Origin of the sequence: Paraburkholderia sp. HD33-4 (genome assembly GCF_021390635.1) — a bacterium.
Lineage (GTDB): Bacteria > Pseudomonadota > Gammaproteobacteria > Burkholderiales > Burkholderiaceae > Paraburkholderia.
Map to the genome: position 1 here is coordinate 2153702 of NZ_JAJEJS010000002.1, position 12037 is coordinate 2165738.

16 protein-coding genes are annotated in these 12037 nt (G+C 65.4%); 5 read left to right on the forward strand and 11 right to left on the reverse strand.

Annotated elements, in window-relative coordinates:
- Nucleotides 1-16 precede the first annotated feature (16 nt).
- Nucleotides 17-964 (reverse strand): L,D-transpeptidase, encoded by a 948-nt coding sequence (locus L0U84_RS29735; protein WP_233856868.1) that lies wholly within the window; start codon nt 962-964, stop codon nt 17-19.
- A gap of 448 nt (nt 965-1412) precedes the next feature.
- On the opposite strand from L0U84_RS29735, the gene nadE reads away from it, so the two are divergent.
- A complete protein-coding gene (gene nadE / locus L0U84_RS29740; protein WP_233855648.1) occupies nt 1413-2273 on the forward strand; it encodes an ammonia-dependent NAD(+) synthetase in 861 nt (286 codons plus the stop codon).
- A 111-nt stretch (nt 2274-2384) separates the two neighbouring features.
- On the opposite strand, the gene L0U84_RS29745 is transcribed toward nadE, so the two are convergent.
- The 6 genes from L0U84_RS29745 to L0U84_RS29770 all read right to left on the reverse strand — a co-directional run bounded on the left by L0U84_RS29745 (nt 2385) and on the right by L0U84_RS29770 (nt 7744).
- Nucleotides 2385-2651 (reverse strand): RNA-binding protein, encoded by a 267-nt coding sequence (locus tag L0U84_RS29745; RefSeq protein WP_233855649.1) that lies wholly within the window; start codon nt 2649-2651, stop codon nt 2385-2387.
- Nucleotides 2652-2656: 5 nt separating this feature from the next.
- A complete protein-coding gene (locus L0U84_RS29750; protein ID WP_233855650.1) occupies nt 2657-2821 on the reverse strand; it encodes a hypothetical protein in 165 nt (54 codons plus the stop codon).
- Nucleotides 2822-3077: 256 nt separating this feature from the next.
- The gene (locus tag L0U84_RS29755) at nt 3078-3428 is read right to left on the reverse strand and encodes a hypothetical protein (RefSeq protein ID WP_233855651.1); all 351 of its coding nucleotides are present in this window, start codon (nt 3426-3428) and stop codon (nt 3078-3080) included.
- A gap of 154 nt (nt 3429-3582) precedes the next feature.
- On the reverse strand, nt 3583-4257 hold the full coding sequence (locus L0U84_RS29760) for a hypothetical protein (RefSeq protein WP_233855652.1): 675 nt from the start codon (nt 4255-4257) through the stop codon (nt 3583-3585).
- 189 nt (nt 4258-4446) lie between these two features.
- Nucleotides 4447-6111 carry a S10 family peptidase gene (locus tag L0U84_RS29765; protein WP_233855653.1) on the reverse strand — a complete coding sequence of 555 codons (1665 nt, stop codon included), beginning with the start codon at nt 6109-6111 and terminating at the stop codon, nt 4447-4449.
- Between the two features lie 73 nt (nt 6112-6184).
- Entirely contained in the window at nt 6185-7744 is a 1560-nt protein-coding gene (locus L0U84_RS29770; RefSeq protein WP_233855654.1) for a S53 family peptidase, read from the reverse strand.
- Nucleotides 7745-8051: 307 nt separating this feature from the next.
- On the opposite strand from L0U84_RS29770, the gene L0U84_RS29775 reads away from it, so the two are divergent.
- Nucleotides 8052-8564 (forward strand): DUF1993 domain-containing protein, encoded by a 513-nt coding sequence (locus L0U84_RS29775; RefSeq protein WP_233855655.1) that lies wholly within the window; start codon nt 8052-8054, stop codon nt 8562-8564.
- A gap of 33 nt (nt 8565-8597) precedes the next feature.
- On the opposite strand, the gene L0U84_RS29780 is transcribed toward L0U84_RS29775, so the two are convergent.
- The gene (locus L0U84_RS29780; RefSeq protein WP_233855656.1) at nt 8598-8924 is read right to left on the reverse strand and encodes a YnfA family protein; all 327 of its coding nucleotides are present in this window, start codon (nt 8922-8924) and stop codon (nt 8598-8600) included.
- Between the two features lie 168 nt (nt 8925-9092).
- On the opposite strand from L0U84_RS29780, the gene L0U84_RS29785 reads away from it, so the two are divergent.
- On the forward strand, nt 9093-9266 hold the full coding sequence (locus L0U84_RS29785; RefSeq protein WP_233856870.1) for a DUF1289 domain-containing protein: 174 nt from the start codon (nt 9093-9095) through the stop codon (nt 9264-9266).
- Nucleotides 9267-9331: 65 nt separating this feature from the next.
- Here L0U84_RS29785 and L0U84_RS29790 read toward each other — a convergent pair whose 3' ends face one another.
- Nucleotides 9332-10012, reverse strand: coding sequence for a LysE family translocator (locus tag L0U84_RS29790; protein WP_233855657.1), 681 nt, complete (start codon nt 10010-10012; stop codon nt 9332-9334).
- 156 nt (nt 10013-10168) lie between these two features.
- On the opposite strand from L0U84_RS29790, the gene L0U84_RS29795 reads away from it, so the two are divergent.
- Together L0U84_RS29795 and L0U84_RS29800 are read left to right on the forward strand one after the other, a co-directional pair.
- The gene (locus L0U84_RS29795) at nt 10169-10639 is read left to right on the forward strand and encodes an Lrp/AsnC family transcriptional regulator (protein ID WP_129957546.1); all 471 of its coding nucleotides are present in this window, start codon (nt 10169-10171) and stop codon (nt 10637-10639) included.
- 90 nt (nt 10640-10729) lie between these two features.
- Nucleotides 10730-10963, forward strand: a complete 234-nt coding sequence (locus tag L0U84_RS29800; protein ID WP_129957547.1) for a hypothetical protein — start codon at nt 10730-10732, stop codon at nt 10961-10963.
- 69 nt (nt 10964-11032) lie between these two features.
- On the opposite strand, the gene L0U84_RS29805 is transcribed toward L0U84_RS29800, so the two are convergent.
- Together L0U84_RS29805 and L0U84_RS29810 are read right to left on the reverse strand one after the other, a co-directional pair.
- Entirely contained in the window at nt 11033-11509 is a 477-nt protein-coding gene (locus L0U84_RS29805) for an OsmC family protein (RefSeq protein ID WP_233855658.1), read from the reverse strand.
- A 47-nt stretch (nt 11510-11556) separates the two neighbouring features.
- Nucleotides 11557-11952, reverse strand: coding sequence for a hypothetical protein (locus L0U84_RS29810; RefSeq protein WP_233855659.1), 396 nt, complete (start codon nt 11950-11952; stop codon nt 11557-11559).
- Nucleotides 11953-12037 lie beyond the last annotated feature (85 nt).

The following is a 12037-nucleotide window of genomic DNA, read 5'->3' on the forward strand; positions in this document are numbered from 1 at the left end:
TGCGACACAGCGCCCGTCAGTCGGCCGTATCCGCGTGCGCGGGCACTTTCGCGCGCGCAACCGCGCCCGGTGCCGGCGACCACGTCGGCCGGCTCTTGCGCTGCGAATCGACGACGACGATAAAGCGCCCCGCCCACGGCATGATCTGCCGATCGCTTTTCAGCACCCACAGCGACTGGCCGGAATCGACGAGCTGCGCATATTCCGCGTCGAGAATCCCGTAGTGATCGAGAAACGTGTCCAGCGACGCAGGAATCCGCACGCAGCCCTTCGAATGGCGAATACCGAGCAGCGGTTCGAGCCGCTCGGGGTCGGTCGCGTGCATCTGGAAGCGCATCTGCGACATGCCCCCCTTGCCCCAGCCGCGTTCACCCTGCGCCCAGCCGAGGTCGAAGATGCGCATATCGCGCCGGCCGTAGCCGCGAATGTGATTTTCGTTCTCCGTGCCCTCCGAGCGGAAATCCATGTTGTCGGGCGTATGCTCGAACACGCCGAGCGGCGTGACGAAGTGGTCGTATTCGCCGGGCCGTCCGGTGGATACCGGCGATGCGCCGATCATCTGCCAGTTGTCGGCGGGCGCCGGGCGGAAGTAAATCAGGAGCGCCTGCACGTTCGCATTGCGATCGACGAGCACCACGTACTCGCCCGACACGTTGCCAAGCTCGTTCTTGTTGAGCGCTGCTTCAAGACGGTCGGCGTACGCGCGCTGCTCGGCAGCGGGCAGGCGGAGCCGGCGCGTCACGTCCTGCGCAAATACGTCGCGCAGCAGGAACGCGCGGCGCGGATCGACGATGCCGGCCGCGTCGGGCGCGGCAACGGTGGCGGCATCGATCGTGGCCGGCGGCCGGCTCGCGCCATTCCATGCTTTAGCCGGATTGGTCAGATTCACCGTACGCGCCGCCGATGTCGCGGATGCAGGCAACGGCGCGGAACCGGGCGCCGCCGCATGAACCTGCGCCGCCAGCGCGCCGGCACTCGATACGACGGCTGCGCAAACCCATGCGCAAATCCTCAGGCGGTTCAATCCAGGCTGGCCAGGCCGATCTGGGTATGTCATCGCGTCTTGGAGCAAACATGATTATTATTGATTGCACGCCGGGTCCCTACGGCGTTCGGAACAATTGATATTACTCAGCGAATTGAGGCGTGTCGATGAAAATACCGCCGAGCGCTCGATCTTTTCAGAAATGATTGGCAATTTTTCGACAATCGACGTATCAGCGAAAAGGCGATTAATCCGCAATTAAAACGCTCATCGGAAAATCAAGCCCGCCAATCGGAACACCTTTTCATTCGACGAAGGGTCCACCGAAACCGCGCGAGGCCCCGATACCCAGACCGTTTTTCAACCGGCTTTCAGGCTGTTTCAATCCGTTTCAATCGATTCTTCTCTCGCGAGGACCACAACGATCATGGCTCAATCCGATCCAGCCGCCCGCCAGGCCCGCATCGCAGCCGAAATGCACGTCGCCGCCGAATTCGACGCAAGCCGCGAAATCGAGCGCCGGGTCGATTTTCTGGCGAACTATCTGCGCAACAGCCACCTGAGAACTTATGTGCTCGGCATTAGCGGCGGCGTCGATTCGACGACGGCCGGGCGTCTCGCGCAACTCGCGGTCGAACGTTTGCGCGCGAACCATTACGACGCGCGTTTCATCGCGGTTCGTCTGCCTTACGGCAAACAACGCGATGAAGAGGATGCGCTCGAGGCATTACGTTTCATTCGCGCCGACGAAAATCTGACTATCGATATCAAACCCGCCGCCGATGCGATGCTCGAGTCGCTCGATAAAAGCGGCGTGTCGTTCAAGGACGAATCGCAGCGGGATTTCGTGCACGGCAATGTCAAGGCGCGCCAGCGGATGATCGCGCAATACGCGGTGGCGGGCGCGCGCTCGGGCGTCGTGATCGGCACGGACCACGCGGCCGAATCGGTGATGGGCTTTTTCACGAAGTTCGGCGACGGCGGCGCCGACGTGCTGCCGCTCGCCGGGCTCAGCAAGCGCCGCGTGCGCGCGGTCGCGAACACGCTCGGCGCGCCTGACTCGTTGGCGCACAAGGTGCCGACCGCCGACCTCGAGATGCTGCGACCGCTTCGTCCCGACGAAGACGCGTACGGCATCCCGTACGACGCGATCGACGATTTCCTCGAAGGTAAGCCGGTCAGCGATGCCGTGCGTGACGTGGTCCTGCAGTTTTACAACGCGACGCGTCACAAGCGGGCGCTGCCATACACGCCGTTCGACTGGCCGGCGTCGCCGGATGCGCAATGAAGAGGCCGCGGGCGGCGCTCTGAAATGAACGAAGGCGGTGGGCATGCTCGCGTCGTCGCGCATGCCCACCGCCTTCCAGAAGAGTCGAAGTTACTACACCACCTACCGTGCTTACCGCGGGGCCGGCGGTTCGTCGCTGAACAGATCGGCGCTCGCTTCGAGCGCCTGGCCACCCAGATGCTTGCCGTGAATCTGCCGCGCGATCACGTCGCCGACATACGGCACGCTCGCGTCGAGTTCGACCGTCGCATAGGCGCTAGGCTTGCCGGCGTCCACCACCTCGACGTGTTTCGCGTAATGGCCGAGTTCGCGCTTCAGAAATTCCCGCACGTCCTGCTCGCTGCACGATTCGGCGATATTGCGCACGGTCAGGTTCATGCGGCCTACCCTCGCCGCGCCTGGCGGTCCGTCCGTCGGTCAGGGCTTGCGATACGTACCGGCCGCAGCGCCGCACGCTGTTTTGCGTGAGCCGCGGCGAGCGCGCGAAGCGCGACGATGCCGGTCGCGCCGGCCAACCCCATAGCGAGCAATGACAGGTAGTAGGTCATCGTTCAAATCTCCTGTGCGAATTTCATCCCGTTGACAGGATAGCCCGCCTCGACAGTGGACACACTGTGACGCAGTATCGTAGGCAATGGCAAAACGTCCCCGTCGATGCACTGTACCTGAATCAGTCGCGCCAATCCTAGAAAAACATCGGCTGCTTCAGGACCTTGCGTGCGTGGCCGGCCTCGGCCCGCACCGAGATGTATCGGCGGAGCCATCGTGCCGGGGACGTGGGCCAAGGCGGTCCGATCGCGTCGATCAGTCCGCCGCTTGCACGTTCGCCGCGCTCACCCACCATGCATTTTTACCTTGCGGCAGACGGACCAGCACCGCGGAGGGATCGTCGACGCCATCGTCGGCGATCTGGCATACCGGCAGGCCGTCGGGCAGACGTTTCACTTCGCCGGCCGCCTCGAACAGCGCGATGCGCTGCGCATCCAGCGGGCGCAGTTGCCGATACACGTCGAAGCTGAGCGCCCCGGGCACGTCGCCGCGAATCTCTAGCGCGTCGGCGCGCGCGCAATGCGTGGGCGCGGCGGCAAGCGCGGCGGCGCTGCCGCTCAGGCAGCCGATCGTGAGCGCAAGGGCGGCGAGGCGGGAATGGGTCATCGTGTTTCTCCGAAAAAAAGTAAGGGGCGGCGAACGGTGTTGTGTCGAACTGACTGGCAACGTGCGCAGCAGATCCGCGCGAATGAGTGCGTGCAGCGATCGTCGCGCCCTGTCGTGATCCGCACATGCGCGGATGCGCAACCTCACGACGCGCTCAACGCTCGCGCTCGTGTGCGTCGCCGCGCCGGCTGTCTTCGCTGTCGACGCCGTCGTCGTCGCCTGACGCGGCGTCGAGCCGGCTGACGTCGCAGGACGCCTGGCCGAATCCCGCATACACCGCCGACCAGTTGCCGACGATCGCCGCTTGCGCCTGCGTGAGACTCAGCTTGCCTTCGCAAACGCAGCGCTTGAGCATCGCCGCCGCGCGTGCCTTACGGCGCTCGCCCTGCGGGCCGGCCCACGGCAATAGATCGAGATTGGCCGGTGCATCGGGCGATCCGCCGAGCACGATCGGCACGCGCCGGTCGAGCGCGAACGCGGTGCCGTCATCGGCATCGATGCCGCGCGCGGCAAGCAGGCGATCCTTGTGCGCCATCAGTTCGTCGAACGGCGGGGCGACGGTTTCCGCATAACCGGGGCGGCAAATCGTCCGGCCGATCGACTGCTGGGTCACGCGGTCGTCGAGCACGGCGCTCTGTTGCGCGACGGCGCCGCCGATGCGCAGCGCGAGCAATGTGCCGACGGTGACGAGCACCGCACGATGCGCGACGCGCACGCGCGGGCGAAGGACGCGCTTGCACCCGGGCGGCCGCGCGTTGGCTGTGTCATTGCTGCTGGTTGTGTCGCGGGAAAGACCGCGCCGATGCGTGTCTGCGATGCCTGCGTTCATTCTTCGGCGCGCCGGCGGCGGCACGCGGTTGTTCAATTCGCAAGGCAATTAAAACACATTCAATTTGAATGGGTACAAAAGCCTGACATGGCAGCGCGCGGTTTGCTCTGGCTCCCGGCGGCTCCCGCGACCCGGAGCAAACCAACGCAGCGCGACGTCGCGACAAGCCGCGACGCCTCGCCAACGCCGCTACTTCGCCACCCGCGCCTGCAACGCGCGGATCCGCCCGAGCGCCTGCGCATTCGACACCGTCTCTTCGTACATCTTCGCGAGGTCGGCTTTCAGCGCGGTGCGCGAACCGCCATCGAGATACACCATATGCCCCGATGGATAGAACCGCGCCGACAGGTTCTGCCGCACCTGCTGACTGACCAGCGGCATCTGCTGCAGATCGAGCACGGTCTGATAGAACGGCGTGACGAAATCGAAAAAACCGTTCGCCGACAGCACCTTGAGATCGGGATTGAGCGCCATCACGGCCGCAAGGTCGCCGGCCGTGTACAGAATGATGTTGCCTTTCGAGTCGACGCCCTTTTGCGCGCCGGTCGGATCGATATGGCTGAAATCCCAGTACTTGAACGCCTGATCGTTGAGGTCGGTGAACGACGAGTTCGACGTGTACTTCAGCTGCTCGTTCAGATACACGTTCCACATCGTCGTATAGACGCCGGTGACCGCGGTCATGGTCGGATCGTTGCCGCCGGAGTTCGGGTCGATCTTGCCGGCGATGCCGGTGTCGATCGCGGTCACGCGGCCGTCGTAGGAGCCGAGCGCGAGGCCTTGCGACTTCAGCAAGGTGGTCAGGAACAGCGAATTGCCGCGGCTGTCATAGCCCGCGATATCGAGGCTCCAGGCGAGCAGCGTCGTTTTGTCGATGCCGGTGTATTCGCTGAGTTTTTCGACGGTGGCGGAATCCGTGGTCGGGAACTTGCGCAGCGCGGCCAGGTAGTCGGTGCGCGCGAACTGCGCGACCTCCTCGGCGAACGTGCCGAGATCGGTCGGCCGCGGCGCGACGCCGAGCTTCTTGTGATACCACGCGTCCGCGGCCGCGGTGGGCAGCGCGCCGACCGGATTGCCCGCCTGCGTGTAATCGAGAATCGAGGATTGCAGCGTGACGCCGTTCAGATCGACGCCGTCCTCGTGCAGCCGGTACGCGAGCACGCAACTGCGCGCCGTGCCGTAGGACTCGCCGAACAGATACTTCGGCGAATTCCAGCGGTTGTTCTTCGTCAGAAAGCGCTTGATGAACTGCTTGATCGAATCCGCGTCCTGATCGACGCCCCAGAAGTCGCGATTCTTCTTCGGCGCGATCGCCGCCGAATAGCCGGTGCCGACCGGGTTGATGAACACGAGGTCGCTCTTGTCGAGCAGACTGTCCGGATTGTCTTCGAGCGAATACGGCGCTGGCGGCGTGAAGCCCGGCATCGACGTCTTGATGCGGCGCGGCGCGAACGAGCCGAGCAGCACGAATACCGACGACGACCCCGGCCCGCCGTTATAGAAGAACGTGACGGGCCGCGTTTCTTCCTTTTGTTGATCCTGCGTGAACGCCACGTAGAACATCCTCGCCGAAGGCTGCGAGCTGCTCGGATCGACGATCACCAGATGGCCCGCGGTCGCGGTGTAGTTGATCTTGTGCCCGCCGATCGTCACCGAATGATGCGTGATCGCGGCCGTCTCGACTGTATCGGTAACCGAATCGTCCGGGCCGTTGCCATAGGCGACCGGATCGAAGAACGGCTGGTCGCCGGGCTTGGGCGGCGGGCTGGTAGTGGTGGACGCGCCTGCCGAGGCCGTGGCATGCGTGTTGTGCGGCGAATGCTGACTACCGGAAGCTGATTCTATATTGGTCATGATCGCTCCAAGGGTTCGTTTTACGTGCCGTGCGTCCTCGTTCTTGCTGTTGTGACATGCGCTGTGTTGCAGACTATAGTGCGCCCGCCACCTTCGCGCCATTGGGACTGCCGAGTCCCGTGCAGGCGTCCCACCCCGTCGACGCCGCGAAGCTGCCGTTGTTGCCCTCCGTGATGTCGTTGCAAACGCCCGGCGCCTTGTACAGCTTCGCGTTGACGAAGCCGGCCGGCTGTCCCTTCGCCGCGTTGATGCGCGCGATCAGCGCCGCCCACAGCGGCGCGACCGCGCTGGTGCCGCCCACCACCGTTTGCGTTCCGTCGACCAGCACGTCGTAGCCGGTCAACGGCGAGGCATCGCCTGCGACGTCCGGCACGCCGCGCCCGTTGAGCGGCTGGCTGCCGCCGCCCGTCGCCGTGGCCGACAAACCCTGCTGCCACACCGGCACGGCAAACGCGGTGCTGACGCCACCGCCGCTCGCGCCGCCCTGCTGGCCGTCGTTCCACACGACCTCGCGCGTGATCGACGAACCGGACGCGCTCAGTTGCGTGCCGCCGCAGGCGAGCACGTACGGGCTCGACGCCGGAAAGTCGACCTCGTCGCCGCCGCCCGAGCCGTCGCTCGAGCCGCTGTCGCCCGAGGCCGCGCAGATCGTCACGCCGAGCGCCGCCGCCGATTGCAGCACGCTGTTGAGCGCCTGCATCGACTGGCTGGTCCAGACCGATTCCGGCGCGCCCCAGCTGATCGAGATCACTGACGGCTTGTTGGTCGTGTCGTGCACCGCGCGGCTCACCGCGTCGATGAAGCCGGCGTCGCTGTTCTGCGTGAAGTACACGGCGATGGCTGCGCCCGGAACGATCGCACCGACGATCTCGATGTCGAGCGTGACCTCGCCGTCCGGCCCGTTCGGGTCGCCGCTCGGCTGGTTGCCGGCCTGATCGACGCCGACCGGGGTCACGCTCGGCTCGCTCACGCCGAGCTCCGAGAAATAGGTCTTCAGATCCGACGTGTTGTAGCCGCCGCCGAGCTCGATGATGCCGACGCACTGACCGCCGCCGTCGCCTTGCGGAAACTGGTAGAGCGACGCGAGCTGCGGCGGCGTGAACGACACCTGCTGCGCGCGCGCCGCCACGAACGGCGGCCGGATACGGAAATGCGGCCGCGCCTGCGGCCGGTTGTCGAGCCCGAGCACTGCTTCGACGACGCCATGCAGATCGTCCGGCACGCTGATCGTGCCGGTGCGGCCACGGAACTGCCCCGCCGTGTGGTGCTGGTAGCGCTCGAGCTTGACCTCGAAGGCGCTCTGGAATTGCGCGATCGTGCCGCTCAGCAGCACCGAGCGCGCCGCCGGATCTTCGCGCGCGACGGTGAGCCCATGCGCGGCCGCGAACGCGCGGACCTTCGCGATGTCCGCGGGTGCGGCGCCGTAGTCTTTGGCGAGCGCCTCGCGCGACAGCGGCTTCACGCTCGCGTCGCCGGCTTCGATGCGTTTCATCAATGCGTCGAACTGTGCCTGCTGCTGGCGGCGCAGCATCACGAAGACCTCGATCCGCTCGGCGGGATCGCAATTCCCGATGACCGTCGTGCCCTGCGCGACCTTACGCTCGCTGCCCGGCAAGGGATGCCTGGTGACCATGGTGTCGACTCTCCTGTTGGCGTGGCGGCGCGCCCGATCACGCACGACCGCGCGGCCCGGCGACGGGCAGGCACGCCACGCTCCTGCATGGGGCGCATCGTTTGCGCGATACGCGGCAGGGGTTGTTCAAGAACTTCGTCCAACCGTCCGACCAGGGGATTCGAACACAGTTCCGGCGCGCGCGGCAGTCGTCCGAATGGCTAATGCGCGGCGTGGATGCGACACGCTATGATGCTGAGGCGGCATTCCCGCCGTTTCATTGCCGCGCGCGCCGCCTGCGCGCACGATCGAGAATTCAGAGGAACCCATGTCAATTTCGATGTATCAAGCGTCACTGCCTGTGCTGATTCGCGGCCTCACGAACCTGCAGGCCATCCTCGGCAAGGCCGAGGCGCACGCCGCCGCGAAGCAGATCGAAGCGTCGGTGTTCACCAATGCCCGGCTCGCGCCGGACATGCTGCCGCTCGTGCGCCAGGTGTATATCGCGAGCGATACCGCGAAGGGTTGCGCGGCGCGCCTCGCCGGCGTCGAGCCGCCGAAGTTCGACGACGTCGAGCAGACTTTCGACGAACTGCGGGCCCGGCTCCAGAAAACAATCGATTACCTGAAGGAGTTCAACGCGGAGCAGATCGACGGCTCGGAAAGCCGCACGATCACGCTGAAAATGCGGCCGGGTCCCATCGAGTTCACGGGAGCGTCGTATCTGTTCGGTTTCGTGCTGCCGAACTTCTTTTTCCACGTGACGACTGCGTACGACATCCTGCGTCATAACGGTGTCGAACTTGGCAAGCTCGACTATCTGGGCGGGATGCAGCAATAACGAGCGGGCGGGTCGTCGATTGCGCGGCCGCCCTCACGCGTGCAGGCGCGGCTGGAATGCGATCACCGCCATGCCGGCCAGCGTCAGTGCGACGCCTGCCGCGTCCCACAGCGTGGGCCGCACCTCGTCCACGACCCACAGCCACACAATCGCGACCGCCACGTATACGCCGCCGTAGGCCGCATACACGCGGCCCGCGGCGGTGCCATGCAGCGTCAGCAGCCACGCGAACAGCGCAAGGCTTGCCGCGCCCGGCAGCAACAACCATGCGGAGCCGCCCTCCTTCAGCCAGCGCCACGGCAGGTAGCAGCCGAGAATCTCGGCGAAAGCGGTCACGACATACAGCAGGAAGGTTTTCATCGACGGACGCGGGAAGGTGGTCGTGTGGCCGCGGGTGCGCGGCCGCCTGTTCTGGCGCATCGCGGCGTAGCGGCCGGCTGCGCTATCGGCTTTATTAACACAATCACCTGGCAGCGCGCGCGCAGCAGTGCGATAGTCGCGCTACTTCAACTCCGACGGCCACCGGTCATGAGCATCGAGTCACCCTGCGTCGACATCTGCAAGTTCGACGACAAAACCGGCCTTTGCATCGGCTGTCTGCGCACGCGCGATGAATGCAAAAGCTGGAAAAAAATGAAGGACAAGCATCGCAGGAAGATTATCGAGGACCGGCCGCGGCGCGAGCGCAAGCTGAAGAAGTGAGCGGCGGGTGTCGCCTGTCGGCTGCGCTCACCCAAAGCCACGCAAACTCACGCCTGGCCCGAGTCTCAATCCAGCGAGAGCCGCAGCGCGAAGCCGATCAACGCAGCCGAAAACGTCCACCGTTGCAGCGTCTGCGCCAAAGGATGGGCGCGCATCCAGTTGGCGATGCGCGCAGCGCCGATCGTATACAACCCGTCGAAGCATGCGCCGATCGCGAGCAGCACGGCGCCGAGCTCGATCATCTGCCACGCCACCGGCCCCGCTTCCGGCCGCACGAATTGCGGCAACAGCACCGAGCAGAACAGCAGCGCCTTCGGGTTGAGCAGATTCGTCAGCAGACCTTTGACGAACGCGGTCCGCAACGGCTGGACCGCACTACCCGCATCGCTCGAAGTAGCGGATTCCACTCGCGACACGCCGGCTGCTTGCTGGTCGCGTGAACCGGCCGGCAATGCGAACCCGGGCGAGCGGAAGATCTGGATGCCGACCCACGCAAGGTAGACCGCGCCGGCATAGCGCACCGCGTCGTACAGCCACGGCGCGTTGCGCAGCAGCGCCGCCATGCCGCACGCCGACAGCGTCACGTGCGTCGCGCGTGACACGCCGAGCCCCGCGGCGGCCGCGAAGCCGCTGCGCACGCCGCGCGCAATGCTGGTTTGCAGGATCAGCGCCATGTCCGGCCCAGGCACCGCATAAACGACAATCAATGCCGCCACATAGACGGCCAGCAGGTGAGCGGAAATCATCGGAGCCTCCTTGTTTTTCGAGGCTCCATATTGCTATCGGATGCGGAGGGTTTTCTGGCGATCTTCTGTCGCGGTTATCCACAAAATAGTGGAATACGCTAATATCTATCGATCCAATGGCGCCTTCCACCAATCCGCAAAAACCACCTCCCGACCATGCCCGCCGACGATCTCGACAAAACCGACCGCGCGATACTCGCCGCGCTGCAAAACGACGGCCGCATGTCGAATGCGCGTCTCGCCGAAATGGTCGGACTCAGTGAAACGCCATGCGCGCGGCGTCTGAAGCGCCTTGAGAACGACGGTTATATCGACCGCTACCGCGCGGTGCTATCGCGCGCAGGGCTCGGTCTGGGTGTGATCGCGTTCGTGCTGGTGCGTTTCGCGGTGCACGACCGCGTGGTGGCGACGCGCTTCGAGCGCGAGGTGCAGGCGATCCCGCGTATCCTGTCGTGCCACAACGTGTCGGGCAGCGCCGACTACATCCTGCAGATCGTCGCGCGCGACCTCGACGACTACGGCACGTTCATGCGCGACGAACTGCGCAGTCTGCCGGGCGTGACGTCGATGGAATCGGCCTTATCGTTGCGCGAAGTGAAAGCGTTTGGCGGTCTGCCGCTCTCCTGAGCGCGAACGTGGCATAGTCACCCCTTTAGTCCCCTTTTGAAGCGAAGCGGCGCGAGCCGTTCCGACGCAACCCGAAGACCCGGAGTTCTCATGGATCACGACAAGGCGCGAGCCGAAGAAACCGCCGCAATGGAACGCGTGTTGACCGCGACCCAACGTGTGCAGACGGCGTTCGCGTCGTTGCAATCGCAATTCCCGCCGGCAGGCAGCGGCAAACCCTCGCAATTTGCGTTGCAGACTTTCGACGCCGCGCTGCAGGAACTCGAAGACGCGCAGGCCGCGTTCGACGAATTGCTCGGCGATCTGCTCGACGGCAATCGTTGAGCGCTGGCGCGCGGCTGACTGGCGTCTGTCCGGCGCGCCGCTCGCCCCCTTCGCGGCGCCGCATGCGGCTCAGCCCGCGTCCGTCTCCACCACCGGCTCGCAGAGAATCGGAAAGTTGACCGAGTTCGCGACGTAGCACTTCTGATGCGCGACGTGATGCAGATGCGTGGCCCGCTCGACGTCGCCGCCCGCTCGGATCGTCACATGCGGCCGCAGCACGATCTGCGAGAAACGGCCCTCCTCCGCGGTATCGAGCATCGTGCCTTCGGCCTCGTCGCGATAGTCGAGTACTACGATGCCCGCATCCGAGCACAGATGCAGATACCACAGCTTGTGACACGCGCTCGCCGACGCGACCAGCAGGTCCTCCGGATTCCAGCGCGTCGCGTCGCCGAGAAATGCCGGATCCGACGAGCCCGGAATGTCGGGCTTGCCGTCAGAAGAAATCACGTGATCACGGCCGTAATCGCGGTAGCCGGAGGTGCCGCTGCCGCGGTTGCCGGTCCACTGCACCGATACGTGGTACTTGTGTTCGCGGTGTGCCATTCGCCTTCCCTGTGGTCGGATTGGACCTGCATTCTATACGCGCCTCACTAGCGCGGCGGCGCCGCGCGGCCGGTCACGTTGGGCGCGCGCGGATCGGGACTCATGTAGAGCGCCGTGCCGTTGGCGCGCATGTTGTTGAGCGCGTCACCCGAGCCGGTCGCGCCACCGGCGCCGAGACCATACGAGCCGCCCGCCGACATGCCGGGCCCCGGCATCGCACTCGGACTGACGCCGGTACCGATGCCCATCGCGCCGCCGGCAGCCGCGCCGCCGGTGCCCGCGCTGGTCCCCGCGCCGGTGCCTGCGCCGGTGCCCGCATGAGTTCCGTTCTGGCTACCGCCAGGATTGCCCAGTTGCTGGGCGTTCACCGTCCCCGCGGCCCCCAACATCGACAGCGCCGCAAGCAACGCCCACTGCACGATCCCATCTGTTGCCGCCTTCATACCCACCTCCCACCGGATCGATCCGCCGAGCCACGACATCTATTCTGAGCCGATCGTCCGAGCGATGCAGCGGCGCCGCTCCGGG

Excerpts from the sequence above, each read along its gene's own strand:
- nadE (WP_233855648.1), top strand. The coding sequence starts at position 1,413 with ATGGCTCAATCCGATCCAGCCGCCCGCCAGGCCCGCATCGCAGCCGAA.
- L0U84_RS29745 (WP_233855649.1), bottom strand. The coding sequence starts at position 2,651 with ATGAACCTGACCGTGCGCAATATCGCCGAATCGTGCAGCGAGCAGGAC.
- L0U84_RS29750 (WP_233855650.1), bottom strand. The coding sequence starts at position 2,821 with ATGACCTACTACCTGTCATTGCTCGCTATGGGGTTGGCCGGCGCGACC.
- L0U84_RS29755 (WP_233855651.1), bottom strand. The coding sequence starts at position 3,428 with ATGACCCATTCCCGCCTCGCCGCCCTTGCGCTCACGATCGGCTGCCTG.
- L0U84_RS29760 (WP_233855652.1), bottom strand. The coding sequence starts at position 4,257 with ATGAACGCAGGCATCGCAGACACGCATCGGCGCGGTCTTTCCCGCGAC.
- L0U84_RS29765 (WP_233855653.1), bottom strand. The coding sequence starts at position 6,111 with ATGACCAATATAGAATCAGCTTCCGGTAGTCAGCATTCGCCGCACAAC.
- L0U84_RS29770 (WP_233855654.1), bottom strand. The coding sequence starts at position 7,744 with ATGGTCACCAGGCATCCCTTGCCGGGCAGCGAGCGTAAGGTCGCGCAG.
- L0U84_RS29775 (WP_233855655.1), top strand. The coding sequence starts at position 8,052 with ATGTCAATTTCGATGTATCAAGCGTCACTGCCTGTGCTGATTCGCGGC.
- L0U84_RS29780 (WP_233855656.1), bottom strand. The coding sequence starts at position 8,924 with ATGAAAACCTTCCTGCTGTATGTCGTGACCGCTTTCGCCGAGATTCTC.
- L0U84_RS29785 (WP_233856870.1), top strand. The coding sequence starts at position 9,093 with ATGAGCATCGAGTCACCCTGCGTCGACATCTGCAAGTTCGACGACAAA.
- L0U84_RS29790 (WP_233855657.1), bottom strand. The coding sequence starts at position 10,012 with ATGATTTCCGCTCACCTGCTGGCCGTCTATGTGGCGGCATTGATTGTC.
- L0U84_RS29795 (WP_129957546.1), top strand. The coding sequence starts at position 10,169 with ATGCCCGCCGACGATCTCGACAAAACCGACCGCGCGATACTCGCCGCG.
- L0U84_RS29800 (WP_129957547.1), top strand. The coding sequence starts at position 10,730 with ATGGATCACGACAAGGCGCGAGCCGAAGAAACCGCCGCAATGGAACGC.
- L0U84_RS29805 (WP_233855658.1), bottom strand. The coding sequence starts at position 11,509 with ATGGCACACCGCGAACACAAGTACCACGTATCGGTGCAGTGGACCGGC.
- L0U84_RS29810 (WP_233855659.1), bottom strand. The coding sequence starts at position 11,952 with ATGAAGGCGGCAACAGATGGGATCGTGCAGTGGGCGTTGCTTGCGGCG.